This window comes from Curtobacterium sp. Leaf154, from assembly GCF_001424595.1.
GTDB lineage: Bacteria > Actinomycetota > Actinomycetes > Actinomycetales > Microbacteriaceae > Curtobacterium > Curtobacterium poinsettiae.
Window position 1 is genome coordinate 291,671 of record NZ_LMOS01000005.1, and the last position, 18,292, is coordinate 309,962.

Consider the following 18,292-nt stretch of genomic DNA (forward strand, 5'->3'; position numbering starts at 1 on the left):
ACTAGTGCTACGCGCGGACGTCCTCGAGGCGGCGCGACCGCTCCTCTGCGGGAAGCGTGTCGAGGTCGAAGGTGACGACACTGCACGGGCCGTAGCCGACCATCACCTCTTCGTAGGCGAACTCGCCCTCCTGGCGCGTCAGCGGCGCGGACTTGAGGTCAACGGCGGTGAGGCTGTTCGCAGCAAAGTCGGGTCCACCGGTTGCCATGACCGTGCCGCGCTTGAAATTCGTGACGTAGATCGTCTCGTCCTTCGCGTCAACAGTCAGGCCTCGCGGGCCGGGTCCGACCGCAATGTAGCGAAGCACCTCGTGCGTGGCCACGTCCACGACGTAGACACGGTTGACCGCTTCAAGCGTGAACAGCGCAAGCTTACCGTCCGGGGTGAACGCAACTGCGCGTCCGCCGATCTCACCGAATTCGATCTTGTCGGACGTGTCCGTCTCAACGTCGATGACGGTGCCGTAGGTGGCCTGCGTGTTCGCGACGAACACCTGCTTCCCTGCTGGATCGAAGTTGAGGCTGTAGGGGTGTGCCGTCCTGTCAATGTCGATTCGCGCGATTTCACGAACGGACGCGATGTCCCCATTCGCGAGCCCGCTGACATCAAGCTTGCTGACGAATCCGCCGCCCCAGATGCAGACGTACGCGAAACGCCCGTCGGGCGAGATTGCCATGTGTCGAGGGTCGCGCCCCATCGGGATCTCAGCCACCTGCACGTTGAGGTCCAGGTCGACGATGGAAAGGGTGTCGGACCCGGAGTTGCTCACCAGTGCGTGGTGGTCACCAGGGTAGAGCGCCAGCCCGCGCGGGCCGAAGCCGACCTCGATTCGACGCGCCTCCCGAAGCGCGACCGCATCGATCTCCGAAAGCGTGTTCTGGCTTGTGTTGCACACGAAACCCCGACCATTCTTCGTGAACTTCACGCCACCTCGCGGTGCGTTTCCAACGCGAATCTGCTCGATAAGTCGGTGCTCGCCGGTACCGGTCTTCGAAACCACCGAAACAACGCCATCATCCGTGTCCGTGGAGAAAATCTGCATGTTTGTCATACGGCTCTTTCTAGCGGAGCGACTTGACCCGCGTCAAGACTAGACCCATTTCCTCAGCTTCTAGGCTTGGAGCGCAAGGCATAGCAAAATCAGCCTTTCTCATTTGGCTCATTCTCGACGCCGGTCCGGCTTGATCTTTACCTTGCCCGGGTCTCGCCCGCCCCCTTGGATAATCGAGATGCCCCTACCGACCTGTCTACCTCGAAACCTCGGGAGCCGCAACCACACTCAACGCGCGTCCACCGATATGCCGTTAAGGCCCGTGTTCGCTGCGCGGCGCGAACGAGCTTGGCTACGGCCATGGTTCCCATGGGCGAGGGGCGCGGTCAGGTCGACCAGTAGGACGATGACGCTCCAGTAGGACGATGACGCTCGAATCTCACTAACGGTTCGTTTGTGGCACACCGAGTGACCCGTGCTCTTCGCGCCCTCGAACTTCGGCGTGTCTTGTAGAGAAACACAGTGCCCGAATCTATGTAGCGTTTCCAACGCGGTCGGTTGAGTTCCGCTACATTCTTCTCATGGGTGAGCTTCTTGGGTACGCGCGAGTGTCGACGACCGACCAGGATGCGTCATTGCAACTCGACGCGTTGAAGGCTGCCGGCTGCTACCGCGTGTGGGTCGACACCATGTCCGGTTCACTCGAGCATCGGCCGGAGCTTGCGAAGCTTCTGGATCAGTTGCGGCCCGGCGACACGCTCGTAGTGTGGCGGCTTGATCGGCTTGGTCGATCCATTCGGCATCTGATCGACCAGCTACATGCACTGGGGGAGCGGGGTGTCGGGTTCCGGTCGCTGCAGGAGACGATCGACACGACCTCCTCCGGAGGGCGGCTCGTCTTCCATGTCTTTGCCGCGCTTGCCGAGTTCGAACGAGATCTCATCAAGGAGCGAACCCATGCCGGGCTCGTGGCCGCGCGGGCTCGTGGGCGAACTGGCGGACGGCCTCTAAAGCTGTCGACGGATCAGGTGCGGACTGCTCGCCGGCTATACGAGCAGCAGGACATGACGGTGGCGCAGATTGGGGATGTGCTCGGTGTCAGCCGGACAACGGTATACCGAGCGCTTCGACGTGAGAGCGAGCCGGTCGCGGTGCGCGGCAGGACGTACTAATGCGGCCCAGATAACGAGGTGAGCCGTAGAGGAAGAACGATGACGGCCGTGTACCCCATCCGGGGGCTGATACTTAGGATTCCCTGACCCCTAAGCTTTGAGGGTTGACAGCACGGTGCTGTCATCCTAACCAGGGGGTCTCGTGCGCACTTTGCTGCACACTCCGCGCACGAGAGGCCGCAGCCTTGCTGCTGCCACACTCGGCGCGCTTGCACTTGTTGGATCACTTCTCGTCGCCACACCGGCGCAGGCGATCAGCGACACCGGAACCGGCGGCGTGTTCGTGCCAGCAACTGCCCGTGTTTTGGACACGAAGAACGGCATTGGCGGCTACAGCACGCCGATGGAACCGAGCAAGTACCGGACGATCAAGATCGCCGGACTTGCCGGCATCCCGGATGATGGCTCCGTCGGGGCGGTCTCGCTGAACGCCACCGTTAGCGGGTCGGCTGACAATGGCACCCTGTTTGGTCGGCCGAACGCGGACACGTCGCGGACGATGATGCTGGTCTACAACGACAACGCTGGCGAGTACGTCTCGAACTCGGCGATCGTCGCCGTGAACTCCGACGGCACGATCCAGGTCGCGACCGAGACCGCCTCGCGGCTCGTCCTTGACGTCCAGGGCTACTACACCAGTAACGAGGACGGAACTGCTGCGGGCGGGTTCGTGCCGGTTGCAGGGAAGCGAATCGTCGACACACGAAGCGGACTTGGCGCGCCAAAGGCGATTCTGAAGCCTGGCAGCAGCATCGACGTGCAGGTTGCCGGCACCAACGGCGTGCCCGCAAACGCGTCCGCCGCGGTCATTAACCTGCTACCCATCAGCACCACCACTTCCGACGGATACCTGACCGCCTACCCCACTGGTGGCACCATCCCGAAGAACTCCCTTCATTACACCCCGATGGCGAACACGTCGATCCAGGCCCAGGTGCAGCTCTCCCCGTCAGGGAAGATGACGATCGCAAACCCATCGGGCAGTGCGAATCTCGCAGTCGATCTGCAGGGCTACTTCACCGCCGCTGGCACCGCCGGTGCGATCTTCACCCCCGGCATCGGCCGCGTGTACAACTCCACCGCAAGCGGGAATACAATCCTCGCGAAGAACGAGACCCGCTCCATTCAGATTGCAGGCAGGGCCGGCGTTCCGATCGTCGGATCCGGCATCAATGCGGTCGTCCTCACTCTCACTGCGTACCACGGGGGCGGCGAAGGCCGAGCCACGGTCTGGGCGGACGGAACCGCGAAGCCGGACATCACATCCATCAATTTCCGCAATGACGAGATTCGCACCAACACCGTGACCGTACCCCTTGGTGCCAACGGCAAGATCAGCCTCAACAATGTCGCCAACCCCACGCATTACCTCATTGATGTGCAGGGTTGGTACGCGGACCCCGCGAGCCCGACTGTTACCTGTGACAACGGAGCTGCTGCAGGTTCGTGGGGAACAGCTCAGCATTCTGCAGAGGACCCCGTTGTCTGCACAATTACGGCTCCCGCAGCAACAGAATCGGGCCAGTCCCTCGGTGTGACTGCCAACGGAATGCCCATCGGCGAAGCCATGCTCTACGAAGCTGGGCCCACCACCCTCAATGTTCCAGTCCCCCCGATCTCTGGCGCGGTTACTATTCGGGCTGCGGCGTTCAGTGACGCAGGCGAGTCCCGCTCCACCGAGTACGCGTTCGGCCTGGGTGACTGGACTAAAGCGTCGATCACTCCGACCGTGCCCGATGGTTCCGTGACAGACCCGGAAGTCGTCCTTGCGCCGGTCGCTGTTGACCTTGGACTTTTTCCGTCTGACAGCCAATACAAGTTCACTCTGACCGATGTCACCACTGGTCTGGAGGTGAGCTCAGGTGATTGGAGTGATGAGTCATTCGCGCCGGAAACATCGGCACTGCTTCGTGCACATGATTACGCCTGGAGCGTTGCGATTCGAGCAGCTTCTTCGTGGACTGGAAGCACTGAAATCAGCACTCCGACGTGGCGCTTCCGTGTCGCCGCGGAAGGTGAAGCTACGACGTCAACACCCACCGATTCAGAAGCAGACGTCAACCCGGACCCTGATGCCATTACCGACGCTTCGTCGACCGCTTCTGATCCGAACGGAGGGGTGTTCTCTGCGTCCAAGGACACCGTCAACGGCTGTACACTGTCACCGGATCACTGGTTCAAGGCCAACTTCACGCCAGCTTGCAACACGCACGACCGCTGCTATTTCTCGACATCGAAGACCCCCCGCAAGCAGTGCGACCTGGCTTTCGGTTCTAACCTCATCGCGGCTTGTCAGAAGGCGTACAAGCCGAAGACCGTATCACGCGCTTCGTGCATCGCCGTAACCCAGCTGTACTACGAGGCAGTGCGCCGCCTAGGCAAGAGTTTCTATAAGGGGAAGGGAAGCAAGGCATGAGAGAGATCGTCAAAATTCTGCACGTAGCAAGTACTAGCTTGCTAGCGTTTGGTTTCCTTGGAGTTGCTGTGTTCGTGTGGGTCACGAATTGGGGCCCTACCGACGGGGGAGCCAATATTGGGCTTGCGGCAATCGTGTTCGTTTGTTTGGTTGCTGGTGGACTTGGTATCGTGGTGGCTGCCGTTGCGCTCGTTCTCGCTTCCGCTGCGAGCATGCGCGGGCGTCAATCAGCGCCTCAGTCTCGGTAACATTGCTCGATTAACGCCTCCACTTAGCAACGTCAGGTACGCGAGGGATTGATTCCGTCGGTGCCTTTGGTTGTCGATCTGACGTAAGAGTGCCGTATCGGCATCAGCGAAAGCAGCCGGCTACCCTTAAGGGTGGCCGGCTGCTTTTGCTGGGGAGGGGCGTTAGTGTGCGGCGTCGTACGCGTCGCGGACGGTCTGGCTGATGCGGCCGCGGGAGGAGACCTCGTGGCCGTTCGCGTTTGCCCATTCGCGGATCTTGGCGAGCTCTTCCGAGTTCCCGCGCTTCGGCGCGCTGCCGGCACTGCTGCGGCCAGCGCGGCTGGTGACCTTACGTGCGGCGGCGATGTAATCGGAGAACGCTTCGCGGAGCGCTTCGGCGTTGTCATCGGTGAGGTCGATTTCGTAATGCGCGCCGTCGAAGCCGAACGTGATGGTGCGGCCCTTGCCGTCTTCGATGGTCTCGCCGGTGAGGTCGTCAACGAGGTGCGTGGTAACTTTCTGCGCCATGGGAGGTCGCCTTTCGCTCGAGGGTCATCTCCACCCTGGCACAGCTGATCCCGTAGACCGCTGCGTTTCTTCTTCTTCCGATCGTCTAGTCGGGCAGAATGGGCGATGATGTCGGAACCCTCGCCAGCCGCATCCGGGTATGCCGCTGCTCTTGCTGAGCTGAAGCAGCAAGGGCGCGTTGCCCGGTTCACGGCCCAGCGCCGCGTGAGCACAGAGCTCATCCGTCTCTATCGGGGAATCGGCGCGACGATCTTGCAGCGCCAGGGCGAGGATGGATGGGGGAGCAACGCCATGTGATCACGGTATCTAGGGGGACTCAGCCGGGGAAGAGGTGCGCCCTCGTGCGCATTGGTCACCCAGCGGCTATCGAGACGCGCTTCGCGTCCCGTTCAGCTCAATCAAGCGGGCGAGATCGTGCCAGTTCGGGCTACGACTCACTCGCTACCGTGACCGGATGGTCTCCTTGCGTCTGCCCGTCATTTCATGCAGCCTCGACCCCGTCAGCTCCAGCCGCCGGCTCGCCGAGCAATCGGCAGCCCTCCTCACCGCGATTGGACACCGGTCCGATGTCGTTGATCTCGCAACGTTCGCGTTGCCGGCTTTCGACAATGACCGGGTGTTCGACAGTGATGCGTTCGGCGCGCTTCACAATCTCATTCGTGAGGCTGATGGGGTGGTGCTGGCGTTCCCGGTCTACAACTGGGCTCCGTCGTCCACCGTCAAATCGCTCATCGAGGCCACAGGCGCGACCGGCGGCAGACGTCGCGCGGCTTGGTTTGACAAGGTCGTTACCTTCGTTTGCGCTGCTGGGCTGCCGCACAGTTACATGGCGACCGGCGCCCTCGCGCAGTCGCTGATGTTGGACTTCAAGTGCGTGGTGAACCCGTACACGGCGTACTTCTCGGAGCGGGACTGGGAAGCAGACGCGCTCAGTGAGGAGCGGGCAGCCCGCCTGAGCAAGACCATGACGGTGCACGCTGAGCTCGCGAGTCTGCTCCGGGGCAGAATCTACCGGTCGGACTGGGAGGTGTGAGCCAGACAAGCCCGTGTCCGGTAGCCGATCGGCTATCGAGACACGTTCACAGCGTCATGCCGAGCACCGTACGGACGGCGATGGGGCCGCCGTGATCATCCGCGCGTCGGGTCATCCCAATTTTCTGCGCGACCCTCTCGGAGGCAGTGTTGTCGGGGTGGATGATCGCGACGAGTTCGGCCGCGTCGAGCTCAGCACGAGCGAAATCCCGACAGGCAGCCGCTGCCTCGGTCGCGTAGCCCTGCCCGTGGAGCGCGGCGCGCACGTGGTAGCCGACTTCGAGCATCGGGACCCCGTTGACGTTCTGCCAGGTCAGTCCGCAGTCACCCACGAACTGCCCAGCGTGCGTCTCGATGATCCAGAGCCCGAAGCCGTGCGTGGCGTAGTTGTCCTGGTTCCACGCGATCCATCGCGCGGCATCGTCACGGTTCTTCGGCTCGGTGTAGAACTCCATGACCTGTGGGTCTCCGAGCAGGTCGGCCATGTCGTCGAGGTCTGCCGGGTTCATCTCGCGGAATCGGAGCCGCGTGGTGGGAGCGGGAAGCATCTCAGCACCGTATCGGCAGCAGATCGACTATCGGGCCGGCCGCGGCATATGGAATTGAGCTCTCCACTTAGCTTCAGGGTGCGCTCGAAGTGCTAGTTTCGCTGGCGTCTATGACGCGGTGTCAGGCTCAGCCGTAGGTGAGGCGCGGAGGTTGGCGCGCAGCGCTTCTCCGACGGCGTCCATCACGAGGGAGACCTGGTCTCCGAAAGTGCGCATCTGCTCGAAAGCAACAGCATCCGCTTCCTCTGGGCGTCTGGTCTTGGGCCGCGGCGGAAGTGTCGACACATAGTCGCACTGCGATTCGAACGACACGATCGATCGACGGAGATCCTCGTCAAGGAGCCGGTTCCGGAGGCGGATGACATCGACTCCATTCGCATGCATCTCCTCGCCGTACTGATGGGGTAGCTGTGTGTACTTGCCGTCTCGAGCTTGCATGTGATCGAAGTGCATCGTGCGGCCAGTAAGTCTTGCCATGAGCTGGATGGCGTCTTGTAGCTTGAGCAGCGTTGCGCGCTGGAACGCGTGCCGTTCTCGCCGGTCTTCCGCGTCCCGTTCGTCATGACGTGCTGCGCGCTCTCGGAGCGTCGTGCGACGGTCGCGCCGCGCATCGTTGAACCCCGAGAGCATGTACCCGAGGATCGACCCGACCACAGCAACGCCGGCGATGACAACCTGACCCCACAGTCCCGCATCCATGTGCGTCATTCTTCACTCTTCGTGACGGCACGGTGTGCAGGTCGGGAGAAGCCGGCATCGCATCACCGGCCATGAAATCGCAAGCCCCAGTCGTGTAGAAGCGGGAGCTCGAGTGGTCGGATCTCGTATGCTCCGAGCATGGGGATGAACAAGGACCAGCAGCTCGCCGCGATCATCGGAGGCCTGGTGGCGGTGTTCGCCAGCGTTGGTGTGATCGTCGCGTGGGCGACTGGGTTCATCAGCTAGACATTCGTTTCCCGCTCCCAGCCACGCCGGACTGATATCCGGGATGCAGTACCGGCATGCCTGTTCCGAAGTCTCCGACCAGCCAGGGTCCTCGCCGTCTTCTCCGTGATGTTGTCTACGAGCAGATGCTCGAGGCGATCGAGAATGGCACGCTCGAGGCGGGGGAGCGGTTGAACGATGAGGAGCTCACGAGCTGGCTCGGTGTCTCTCGAACTCCGGTGCGGGAAGCGATCGCCCGGCTCGAGTCCGAAGGTCTCGTCGAGATGGCTGCGAACCGGTACACCCGGGTCGCTAGCCTCTCCGGGCCGGCACACGACCAAGCAGCCATGCTCCTCGCCGCGCTGCACGCGTGGGCGATCGACCACGCCGGCGAAGCGACCGCTGATGCGCGGAAGACCGCGGCCGCTGCTGCGAGCAAGGTCACTGCCGGCGTCGACGCGCACGACGTCGACGCGTACCGGGGGCTGCAGGACGCTGTCGCTGCGCTCATCGCCGGGTTCGACAACACGCTCTACACGGCGACCGAGGCCGCGGTGCGTGGCCGGGTGAAGTTCCACGCCCCCGCCCCTGACGCGAACATCGACTGGGACGCGGCAGCTGCAACGACTGGCGCGCTCGCGAAGATCTGAACGCCGACGTCGGGCGCCGAGGCCGCGCGCGGCGTATCGCGGACTGTTTCCGGCGCCGTCGTGTTCCAGGGCTACGGTCACGCGCAGGGGTCTCACGCGTGTAGGCCGCCTTCACGGGGTCCGCTCGCCGGATGGGCCGGAACCGCTCCACACCGGCCACAGCTTCAGCAGCGCCCTCTGGTCTCGACGTCGCCAGTTCCACCGCACAACGCGTCCGGGTGTAATGCCCCTGCGGACATCAGGTCCGGTGGCGCGGGCGACCTCTGAGTGCGGAGGTGCGATCAGCGCGAGTGTGACCTTGGGATGGCCAGCGTACGGTCACGTTGGACCATTTGCTGGCCAGCTGGGCCTCACTTTTCATCGCAGATGCGTGGAGAGTCGAGTGACTAAGAACTGACCAAATCCTGGCCTTGATCCGGTCAAAAGTGGGCAACAGATGACCTCTCGCCGCCCACCTGCTCAGGAACGTTCATTGGTGACCGGCAAATGACCAGAGCGTGACCGGCTACTGGTCAAAGGTGGCCTCTGAACTCCTGCCGCGCGGCTGCCTGGAGTCGCCGTCCATCAGTCGCTGCACCTCCGCGCGAGAGGCACGCCTCCGAGCCATATCTGCCTGGTACAAGACGCGCAGCGGCTCACCATTGCTCGTTCTCCTGTCAAGCCAGGTCTCGAACTCCGGAGGTACGTGCAGCAGCCGCTCGTTGGTGGCGCGCAGTTGCTCGCGCTCCTGTTCTGCTTCCTCTCGCGCACGCTGTGCGGCCACCTGGACCGCTGCAGCGGCGCGGCGGGCCGCTTCAGCACGGTCGCGGACGAGATGAGCCTGCTGAAGGGCATCGGCGAGTTCCGTCTCACGGGTGCCGATGCTCGCTTCTCGCTGATCGAGGTTCTTCGATCGGTTCTTGAGCCCGACGAGCATCGCCTCGTAGGCGGCCTTCTCTGCTTCGGCGTCTGCGGCTGCGTCGCGCAACCGGTCGGCCTTTGCCTGGAACTCGCTGCTACTGAGGTGCTCGCGTGATCGCTCAGTGATACGCGCCTCCACGTCGTAGCCGGCCGCCGCCATGTGCTCGCGGAGGCCCTTGTGCTGGCGGCGGAGGTCGCTCGGGCCCCTGAAGTAGTCCTTCTGGGACAGGCGCCCGTCAGGCGTGACGGGCGTGATGAGTACCTGCAGTTGCGGGCTGTACTCGTCCAGGTGCAGCGAGAACCCCAGCACATTCTCCAGCCCGAACTCGTCAATCGCCCAGTCGAACGAGGCACTCATGTAGTCGACGGCCGCCTTGTTGGGGCCATGCGTGCGCCACGTCGGGTTGAACTCGTCGAACCACTTCGGGTCGAGCTGCAGGATAAGGCCGCGGACGAGGACGGCGTCCTTTCGGAGCGGGCGCTTGACGGTTGCGAGACGGCTGCCGAGGTAGGTGTGGAACTCGTGAGACGGCGGCCTACCGTCGATCGACACGAGCTGGCGGAATCCTCCACCCCCGTCGTTGATGAGCGTGCGGTTGTTCTGCGTCCGTTCCGGCACGATGTTCTTGTTCGCCTGCGGAAAGTGGAAGCCGGCCTGCTGATCAGCCTCTCGCGCAATGTGGCGGAAGAAACGCTGCGCGTGCCCTCCGCGCCCCACCTTGTGGGACGCGTCGAACGTCATCGTGTAGCTCATGCTTCGCCACCCTCGACGTTGATCGAGGGATGCACCGACTTCGTCGTCGCACCCCTCGATGCCTTCGGCGACTCTCCCGAGGGGCTTCTTCTGCCGCGACTCCGACCACCACCCCAGTGCGCCTTCGGGAGGGTGGCGGTCTCCTTCGCGGCAGAAGAAGGTGTAGCCCCATACACTTTGGCGTCGCTCCGCTCGCCAAAGTCCTTGGGGCCCTGCGGGACGCCGACGCGCAGAGCGCGTCGAGAGCAGCCCTGAGGCTGCGCTACGGACCCGGCTCGCTGGTCGCTCCTCGGGCACGTAGCCGTCGCACGCTTCGCGGCTGTTCGACGGCCACGCGAAGGCACAGCCTTCGCCGGGAGAGCGCAAGCGCTGAGAGCGCACCCTGGCACCTCGCGAGGTGACCGCGCGGCAACGGTGTCGGAGCCGCTTTCTCTGCGTACACATCCGGTGCGGCGCACCCCGCGCGCAGCGTCGACGCCATCGATGAGCGTCGTCTCGAGGTCGAGGGGCGGGGGACTCCACGCGAGCGGGCTCGCCTTCCAGTGCAGTTCCCCAACCGCCGGCGGCTGTTGCCCGGCGGCCCAGACGCACGGAGAGGCCTCGGCGGACGCCGTAGGGTCGCACCCGCAATCGAGAGTCGCGACTCGCTCGGCAGAGCGGCGGTCTGCCTCGAGGGCAGGGCGCCCAGTTCCGCGAGCCAGCGAATCATTTCTGCAATCATTTCTGCAATCATTTGCCGACGACGCCGCGACATCGCGCGGCTCGATGGCGCCCGTCACAGCATGCCTCGCGCCCGCTGCTTCCGTTCTGCCAGACGAGCGGCGCGCAGCTCGGGTGTCGCGTACTCCCGCAGGGCTGATTCGTCGAGTCGCTCGAACTCCATGAGGTGGCGAACGAAAATCTGCGGGTACTCGTCGAAGACGCTGCGCGCGCTCCGTTCGCCTTTCAGCACCGCCTCTCGGAGTCGATCGAGAAGCGGGGGGATGTGGCCCTCATGGGCCCGCAGGGCGTCGACTTCGGCTCGCCAGTCGTAACTCGGGGAGGCGAACACCTCGCTGTCGGCGTAGAGGTGCTTGCCCTTTGCCTGCTCGGTCGGAGACTCGTGCGTCAGGTAGCGGACAGCGCGCGCGAAGGAATGAGGATCCCCGCGCTGGCCAACGACCGGTCGGACAAGCTCGACTGGGACCTGCAGCATGTTGGCTACGGTCTCGTAGCTGCGGGCATCCCTGAGCGCGAAGATGACGTGAACGTGCTTGCGGACACCCCGGTCCTTATCGTGCACGATGCCCGCGTAGCGCTCGACGTTCGGCCGATCGAGCGCGTGGGCGACGGCATCTCGCGCCAGCGTCTGCGAGACGACCCTGAAGCGGCGAGTACGCTTTCCGCCTCCCCGACCCATCGTGGAAGGACTCGTTGGAGTCTCGCCAGAGCTCATCGGCGCCCCTCCTCAGAGGTGCTGCCGAACTCCTGGGACAGAAGCCAAGCGTCCACCGCCTCGGGGCGATAGCGAACGGACTTCCCGAGGCGGATAAAGGCTGGTCCGGTGCCGGTAATGCGCTTCTCGCTCAGAGTGCGCTGCGACAAGCCAAGACGCTCGGACAGGGTCGCCGGGGTGATCAGAGCGTCGAGGAGCGGGGTGCTAACTGCAGAGATGACGGGCATGGAGGGTCCTAGAGGACCCTCGGATCGCGCTAGCTCTATCCCCGAGGAGGGTGGTCCGACGGTGATCGGTCGGTGGGAGATCGTTCTCCCTGCGGCGCTCACTTCCCCGACTGTCACTTACATCGGTAACGGTGCTTGCTTCGCCGCGTTCGTCATTCGCGGCCTCAAGTATACACATTCGTGCACGTTCTTGCGGGCGCATTCGGAATCCGCCAAGATTCTCGATGCGGAGCTTCACAAACGACAAGGGACTGATGGGCAGCGTCTATAAGTACGACACGAAGCAGGGCTCGCGCTTCGAAGCTCGCTACCGCCGACCGGATGGCAAGCCCGCTCGGAAGGGCGGGTTCAGGCTAAAGCGCGATGCGGAGAACTACCTCACCACTCTGGAGGCCGCGAAGCTCGATGGATCGTACATCGCCCCCAGCGACAGTCGCCTCACCCTAGGGGCCCTCGGATCTGACTGGATCGCCTCCCATCGAGCGTGGGTCAAGCCATCGACCTTCCACTCGGACGAGTCCGCTTGGCGAGTACACGTCGAGCCGAAGTGGGGCGGTCGTGCGCTCGGTTCAATCCGGCACACCGAGATCCAAGCGTGGATCAGCGAGATCGCCGAGACGCGAAGCGCGACCACTGTCGCTCGTGCTCATGGCGTGCTCGCTGCGATCATCGACGGGGCGGTGAAGGACAAGCGGCTGACCTCGAACCCGGCGCGCGAGATCAAGCTTCCTCGCAAGACGAAGGGCCGGCGTGCCTACCTCACTCACGAGCAGGTAGAGCGTCTCGCCGTCGCGTCCAAGTACCCCGACCTCGTGCGTTTCCTCGCCTACACGGGACTTAGGTGGGGCGAGGCGACCGGGCTCCGCGTTCGGCACGTTGACCGGGCGGCGCGGCGAGTCAGAGTCGAGGAGAACGCGGTCAACGTCAACGGAACAGTGATCGTCGGAACTCCGAAGACACACGAACGGCGCTCAGTGGTCTACCCGGCGTTCCTTGACGGCGCGCTCGGGGCTGCGTGCGACAGGAAGTCCGCTGATGATCTCCTCTGGGGCGCAGGGCTAGAACACCTGCGCCCCGGTGACTCTCGGAAGGGCTGGTTTGTCGGCGCAGTTGGCCGCGTCCGTGCTGCAGACCAAGAAGCCGCAGCCGAAGCGCGCGAGCGGGGCGATGAGGTGCCGCCGGTCATGCCTGTCGTGACTCCGCACGATCTCCGGCACACGGCCGCATCTCTGGCGATCAGCGCCGGCGCGAACGTGAAGGCCGTGCAACGCATGCTCGGCCACTCGTCTGCGGCGATGACGCTTGACCGGTATGCGGACTTGTTTGAAGACGACCTGGACACCGTGGCTGTCGCATTGGACAACGCCCGAAACGCCCGCTTGCTTGATCGACCATCCCGCTCCTAGCGGCGAAGGACGTTCCTGCGCGAACTTCCTGCGAGCCGATCACGGCGCTCACCTCGATCGTCCCGCTCATCTCTTCCGCGCGACCTCGTTCCACCCTGTACGAGTGCAACTCGATGTCAAGCAAGGCATGACAACTCCTCGCTATGCTGACCCTGATGGCGGCGATCAGGACAGGCGCAGGGGCTCCGAAAAGCCCCTCTGTGTCGTCGCGTCTTGCGATCCCGGCAGGCAGCCATTTCACGGACAACGGGCGCAAGGGCCGCTACGGTGTGGCGTATTTGCGCTCGCTCGCAGCCCACGCGGGCGTCGGGCTGCAGGAAACGTCCCCTGATGAGGACATCGATGCCGTCGACGTCACATTGAAATTCGGGCGGGCGAGCGCCGAAGTTCAGATCAAGTGCACGAGCAAGTTCAAGGTGGGTCTGGGTGTTGCGAGCCTGCAGCTCGAGACCGGCTGGGTCGACAAGTGGACGGACAGTCTGGTGCCGGTCTTCGTGGTGCTCGTGAAGGTGCCGTCGGTGGTCAGTGATTGGATTGATGGCAAGACATCGTCGACGGTGCATCGGACCGTGGCCTTCGGGAAGCGGTTCGATCCGGCTGTACACACCACGTCGATGAAGTTCACGCGCGCGGATCGAATCACGGCGGAAACGCTTTACGACTGGCGGGACGAGGTCTACGACTTCCACAAGAACGGACGGGGAGGTGCGACGTGAGCGCAAACGTCGCCGAAGACCTCGTCGCGTTGCTGCGATCCCGCGGATGGTCGAAGATCGAGGACAATCCGCGTGGATCGGATCTTTGGGCGTTTGGTGCCATCCAGTTGCCATCGGACTACGTCGCGCACGATCACCCAGACGCGGCAAAGAACGTCACGTACCAAGCCGAGATGTACGTTCCGCACGAGGTTAGGCTCGGCACCTTCCTTTGGACCGATTTACTTGAGCGCGTCGCCGCCGCTCACGAAGAGCAGCGAGCGCAGTTAGAGCGGGCTCTCGAGATGGTGCGATTCGACGTCACGCGGTTTCGCATCGATGGTCGCCACACCGTTCCGCTAGAAACCGGCGCCACCGTGATCAGCTCAGCCTTCGGCATGATGCGTGCAGCGGCGACAGCGGCTCGTCGTCCACGCCAGTCGATTGGTAGCAACTACTCCAAGCTCGCCGATGAGATTGTTCGGGAAGCTCGGCTCGCCCACACCGAGGAAGGATCGTTCACCTTCCCCGTGGCGCTCAGAGTCAATCCGCCGGAGCCCGAACCCGAAACACAGCTTGATAATGAAGTGTTCTCGTCCGCGCCTTCAGAGTCTGCGGAGCGTCGTGTAACGCGCACTCTCGCGCAGGCGATGGCAGCGTTCGAAAAGCATGTTGTGCAGCCCGCCACCGATCCGAGCATGCGAGATCTCGCACCCGTGATCATTGCCGGCGGTACGAAGGAAATGTTCGCGAACCTCAGCCGTGCCGTGTCCGAGCCCGACGTTGGATGGCTCGAGACCGGATTCGCATGGGCACCCATTGAGGGCATCCCGGCTGACCCGCCGAGCCGGATCAGTATTCCGGCTGACGCCGATGCACGCCACCTGATCTCTCGCGCAGTGCAGTTGCTGTCGACGTCGAGGAGAGACGCAGTGCGCGTCATCACCGGTCCAATCATCCGCATCGAGCACAGTCCTGGTGACCCCTTTGGAGAAATCGCTGTCCAGGCTCCATCCGGGACAAGTTCGCGGCATGGACGCGTTGAGGCCGTGGTCCGGCGCGAGCGGCTGGAACAGATCCACCTGTGGATGAGTCAAGGCACGACTGTCGTACTCCAGGGCGAAGTTGAACGGCGACCAGGCCGCTCTGCACGCCTGGCTGGGATCGCGAGTCCGCGAGCTCTCGAGGATGCACTATCGGGAATCGATGATGTGAGCGCGTAAGGAGAGGCACCCCAGGGTGTCGCAAGTGCTGACCATCGGTAAGAGCAACGGCCAGCACCTCGAGTGGGGCGCCTGCCGTCGTCGTTTGGAAAGTATCAGTGAGCGTCACGGACCGCCTGACTCAGACTGCCGCGACCCGAGAGTTCGTGGCCGTTCGCGTCGGCCGACTCGCAGATGGTCGTGACCTCGTCGGAGATCCGCGTTTCGGGTTTCGCGACGTCAGACTGCGCGGGGTCGTATCGGAAGATGACGCAAGCCTGATCGTGCCCGTGATCGAGCTTCACGGCGCCCATTGCTCCGCCGATGACCTCGGCTCGCCGTCGGCGCTGCGGTAACTGAGCAGTAACGGATCACCGGTTTGGAGGCGGGTGAAGGTGGGAGCAACCGCGTCCCACCTCCGCGTCAGGACCGGGATCTCGCCGCTTCGCCCTTACTTCCGCTGCTCGGCCTATGGGTTCAAATCCCACCGGTACCGCCATCCAGAAGAGCCTCAGATCCCCGGTCAGACGGGGAGCTGAGGCTCTTCTGCTGTTCGGCGATGGACCCGGCGTGGTTCCGTTGTGACCAGCAGCAGCGAGTACGGCAGCGGTTCACGCAGGTGCCACTTCCGGTTCACGCGCCTGCGCCACGCTTCTGCTCTGTGTCACCGAATCGTGTGACCACGCTTCGAGTGGAGAGAACGCCATGCGCCGGTTCCTGATCGCTGTTCCGAGACGTCGGGCCCGCACGGTGATGGGGGTCCTGGCGGTGGCGTGCGCCGTGTCCTTGATCGCTCCGGCGGGCGCATCTGCGGCGACATCGCGGACCGCGCCGCGTCCAGGCGCCTACGGGTACTTCGTAGACACCTACAAGACGAACACCCCTGCCGCCACGACGCCGGAGACGAACGCCGCGACCGGGGTGCTGTCGCAGTTCGGCACCCTGTGGCGCCCGGGATCGTCCTGGGACAGCGGGGTCGCCACCAGCGCTGCAGCGCAGCGGATCCTGGACTCGAACATCGCGCAGGCAGCGCGGACCACGCAGACCCGGACGGATGCGCAGGGGCACGAGGCGTACCTGATCGACCGACGGAACCAGAGCTACTCGGCCATCGCGGGTTTCGGTGACCTGTCCGACGCGGTGCGGACCGCGACGAACGCGGGCACGACGATCCCCGACGAGATCCCGGCGGACGCCACGACGAAGCAGTACGTCGACCAGGGCAACGCGAAGGGCGCGTGGGCGGACACCGATTCGGAGCTCGGCGACGTCGTCCAGCTGGTGAACACGCTGCGGGGCGACTACTCCTCTGCCAGCAACGCGAAGAAGTACTACCAGTACCCGCGGCCGTACCGGCAGAGCCAGGACGTCAAGGTGCTGCCGCAGCTCGTCCCCGAGAAGTCCCCGACGCCCGCCACGGACGGCGGCTTCCCCAGCGGACACACCAACGCCGGCTACCTGGCATCTCTGGCCTTCGCGTACGCGTACCCGGAGAAGTACACCGAGCTCCTCACCAACGGCTCGGAGATCGGCAACAGTCGGATCGTCGCGGGGATGCACTCGCCGCTCGACGTCATGGGCGGACGGGTCCTGGCGACTGCGCTGGCAGCGGCCGTCCTGAACGACCCGGCCAACACGCAGCTCGAGCAGCAGGCGCACCAGCAGGCGGAGAAGGTCCTCGCCGCAGCCGGCCCGAGCGCGGTCGATCGGTACGCGGACTACGCAGCGGACAAGAAGGACTACCGCGGGCGTCTGACGTACGGGTTCACGCGCACCGGCGCGAAGACGATCCCGGCCACGGTGCCGAAGGGTGCTGAAGCGCTCCTGCGGACCCGCCTGCCGTACCTCAGCGACGCCCAGATCCGAGAGGTGCTCCGGACGACCGCGCTGCCGTCGGGCTACCCCCTGCTGGACGACGCGGAAGGGTGGGGGCGCCTCGACCTCTTCTCGGCAGCGTCCGGCTACGGAGCGTTCGACAGCGCGGTGTCGGTGTCGATGAACGCCGCCGAGAAGGGCCTGGACGCCGCCGACACCTGGCGCAACAACATCGGCGGGAACGGGTCACTGACCAAGCGGGGTACCGGCAGCCTCGCCCTCGCCGGCTCGAACCGCTACACCGGCGGCACCATCGTCCGCGGTGGGACGCTAACGGCGGACTCCGCTGCTGCCCTGGGCAAGGGGTCGGTGGCCACTGTCTCCGGCACGCTCGCCGATGCCAGCACCAGGGTGATCCGAATCGGCGGCAACCTGACGCAGCGCTCGCACGCTGCACTGTCGCTGAGCGTCTCCGGGCCCCGTCCAGCCATGCGCGTCGACGGCACGGCGTCGTTCGGCGGGACGCTGCGGGTGCACGTCGCCAAGGGCACGGCCGTGTCCAACGACGTGGTCCTGATCACGGCGGACCGGATCGCGAAGGGCTCGAGCTTCAGCAGGGTCCGCGTCGCCGGCCTGCCCGCCGGGTACAAGCCCGTGTTGGAGCGCCACGGCAACGAACTGCACCTCGTCAACGCCAACGCGACGAAGCACGGCCACGGCCGGGGCCACGGCGCCGCCTGAGACGGAGCGCGTCAGGCGACTCTCCGGGGCCGGTGGCCACGGCGGGCTGTGCTCAGTCCGCCCCGTCGCCGAGGCCGAGCAGCAGCTTCCGGAGGAGCCCGGCCAGCTGCTGCTCCTCGTCGCTGCTCAGCGTGCCGAGGAGCTCCCGTTCGTCCTCGACGTGCCGGGCCAACGCTGCGTCCACCACCGTCAGCCCGTGATCGGTCAACGTGACCAGCACGCTGCGTCGGTTCGAGGGGTCGGTCTGCCGCGTGACGAAGCCCTTCGCGACGAGCCGGTTCAAGCGGTTCGTGACGGCCCCGGAGGTCACCATCGTCGAGGCGAGCATCTGTCCGACGGCCAGCCGATGTGGCGATCCCGAACGTCGGAGGGTCGCGAGGAGGTCGAACTCGCCCGGGAGCAGGTCGTGCTCGGCGAGGACGGCACCGACCTTCCGGTCGAGGATCGCTTCGGCGCGCCCGATGCGCCCGATGACGGCCATCGCGCGGACGTCGAGGTCTGGTCGTTCCCGGCCCCACTGGGCCAGGACTCGATCGACGGCATCCTCCATCAGAGCACTCCTTCACGCTGAACTGTTTGACGCGAGCCTATCGGGGCAATAATGTCTCAACGTTGAGAAGTTCAGCCTG

The 18,292-nt window shown here is 64.4% G+C and carries 17 protein-coding genes; 8 read left to right on the forward strand and 9 right to left on the reverse strand.

Annotated elements, in window-relative coordinates; all coding sequences use genetic code 11:
- Window positions 1–7: 7 nt before the first annotated feature.
- Window positions 8–1,051, reverse strand: coding sequence for a beta-propeller fold lactonase family protein (locus ASF75_RS11555; protein WP_056071527.1), 1,044 nt, complete (start codon window positions 1,049–1,051; stop codon window positions 8–10).
- A gap of 521 nt (window positions 1,052–1,572) precedes the next feature.
- Here ASF75_RS11555 and ASF75_RS11560 point away from each other — a divergent pair.
- Entirely contained in the window at window positions 1,573–2,163 is a 591-nt protein-coding gene (locus ASF75_RS11560; protein ID WP_056071529.1) for a recombinase family protein, read from the forward strand.
- 142 nt (window positions 2,164–2,305) lie between these two features.
- Entirely contained in the window at window positions 2,306–4,579 is a 2,274-nt protein-coding gene (locus ASF75_RS17400) for a phospholipase A2 (protein WP_156463865.1), read from the forward strand.
- A gap of 410 nt (window positions 4,580–4,989) precedes the next feature.
- Here the strand turns inward: ASF75_RS17400 and ASF75_RS11565 are convergent, their stop codons facing one another.
- Window positions 4,990–5,334 carry a histone-like nucleoid-structuring protein Lsr2 gene (locus ASF75_RS11565; protein ID WP_056071532.1) on the reverse strand — a complete coding sequence of 115 codons (345 nt, stop codon included), beginning with the start codon at window positions 5,332–5,334 and terminating at the stop codon, window positions 4,990–4,992.
- A 454-nt stretch (window positions 5,335–5,788) separates the two neighbouring features.
- Here ASF75_RS11565 and ASF75_RS11575 point away from each other — a divergent pair, with 454 nt between their 5' ends.
- Window positions 5,789–6,367, forward strand: coding sequence for an NADPH-dependent FMN reductase (locus ASF75_RS11575; protein ID WP_056071537.1), 579 nt, complete (start codon window positions 5,789–5,791; stop codon window positions 6,365–6,367).
- 46 nt (window positions 6,368–6,413) lie between these two features.
- On the opposite strand, the gene ASF75_RS11580 is transcribed toward ASF75_RS11575, so the two are convergent.
- Window positions 6,414–6,914, reverse strand: a complete 501-nt coding sequence (locus tag ASF75_RS11580) for a GNAT family N-acetyltransferase (protein ID WP_056071540.1) — start codon at window positions 6,912–6,914, stop codon at window positions 6,414–6,416.
- A gap of 108 nt (window positions 6,915–7,022) precedes the next feature.
- A complete protein-coding gene (locus ASF75_RS11585; protein WP_156463866.1) occupies window positions 7,023–7,613 on the reverse strand; it encodes a hypothetical protein in 591 nt (196 codons plus the stop codon).
- A 302-nt stretch (window positions 7,614–7,915) separates the two neighbouring features.
- On the opposite strand from ASF75_RS11585, the gene ASF75_RS11590 reads away from it, so the two are divergent.
- Window positions 7,916–8,488, forward strand: a complete 573-nt coding sequence (locus ASF75_RS11590) for a GntR family transcriptional regulator (protein ID WP_082509696.1) — start codon at window positions 7,916–7,918, stop codon at window positions 8,486–8,488.
- A 505-nt stretch (window positions 8,489–8,993) separates the two neighbouring features.
- Here the strand turns inward: ASF75_RS11590 and ASF75_RS11595 are convergent.
- The 3 genes from ASF75_RS11595 to ASF75_RS11605 form a co-directional block, all read right to left on the reverse strand.
- The gene (locus tag ASF75_RS11595) at window positions 8,994–10,142 is read right to left on the reverse strand and encodes a plasmid recombination protein (RefSeq protein WP_056071549.1); all 1,149 of its coding nucleotides are present in this window, start codon (window positions 10,140–10,142) and stop codon (window positions 8,994–8,996) included.
- 775 nt (window positions 10,143–10,917) lie between these two features.
- Window positions 10,918–11,541, reverse strand: a complete 624-nt coding sequence (locus ASF75_RS11600) for a Rep family protein (RefSeq protein ID WP_027467265.1) — start codon at window positions 11,539–11,541, stop codon at window positions 10,918–10,920.
- A gap of 32 nt (window positions 11,542–11,573) precedes the next feature.
- A complete protein-coding gene (locus ASF75_RS11605) occupies window positions 11,574–11,804 on the reverse strand; it encodes a helix-turn-helix transcriptional regulator (protein ID WP_056071552.1) in 231 nt (76 codons plus the stop codon).
- Window positions 11,805–12,028: 224 nt separating this feature from the next.
- Here ASF75_RS11605 and ASF75_RS11610 point away from each other — a divergent pair, with 224 nt between their 5' ends.
- The 3 genes from ASF75_RS11610 to ASF75_RS17700 all read left to right on the forward strand — a co-directional run bounded on the left by ASF75_RS11610 (window position 12,029) and on the right by ASF75_RS17700 (window position 15,128).
- Window positions 12,029–13,210 carry a tyrosine-type recombinase/integrase gene (locus tag ASF75_RS11610; RefSeq protein WP_235517648.1) on the forward strand — a complete coding sequence of 394 codons (1,182 nt, stop codon included), beginning with the start codon at window positions 12,029–12,031 and terminating at the stop codon, window positions 13,208–13,210.
- A gap of 155 nt (window positions 13,211–13,365) precedes the next feature.
- A complete protein-coding gene (locus ASF75_RS11615) occupies window positions 13,366–13,926 on the forward strand; it encodes a DUF4365 domain-containing protein (protein WP_162243022.1) in 561 nt (186 codons plus the stop codon).
- A complete protein-coding gene (locus ASF75_RS17700) occupies window positions 13,923–15,128 on the forward strand; it encodes a hypothetical protein (RefSeq protein ID WP_156463867.1) in 1,206 nt (401 codons plus the stop codon). The genes ASF75_RS11615 and ASF75_RS17700 overlap by 4 nt, the downstream gene beginning before the upstream one ends.
- A gap of 95 nt (window positions 15,129–15,223) precedes the next feature.
- Here the strand turns inward: ASF75_RS17700 and ASF75_RS11620 are convergent, their stop codons facing one another.
- Window positions 15,224–15,412, reverse strand: a complete 189-nt coding sequence (locus tag ASF75_RS11620) for a hypothetical protein (protein WP_156463868.1) — start codon at window positions 15,410–15,412, stop codon at window positions 15,224–15,226.
- A gap of 400 nt (window positions 15,413–15,812) precedes the next feature.
- Here ASF75_RS11620 and ASF75_RS11625 point away from each other — a divergent pair, with 400 nt between their 5' ends.
- On the forward strand, window positions 15,813–17,663 hold the full coding sequence (locus ASF75_RS11625) for an acid phosphatase (protein ID WP_235517650.1): 1,851 nt from the start codon (window positions 15,813–15,815) through the stop codon (window positions 17,661–17,663).
- Window positions 17,664–17,715: 52 nt separating this feature from the next.
- Here the strand turns inward: ASF75_RS11625 and ASF75_RS11630 are convergent, their stop codons facing one another.
- On the reverse strand, window positions 17,716–18,213 hold the full coding sequence (locus ASF75_RS11630) for a MarR family winged helix-turn-helix transcriptional regulator (protein WP_056071569.1): 498 nt from the start codon (window positions 18,211–18,213) through the stop codon (window positions 17,716–17,718).
- Window positions 18,214–18,292: the final 79 nt, after the last annotated feature.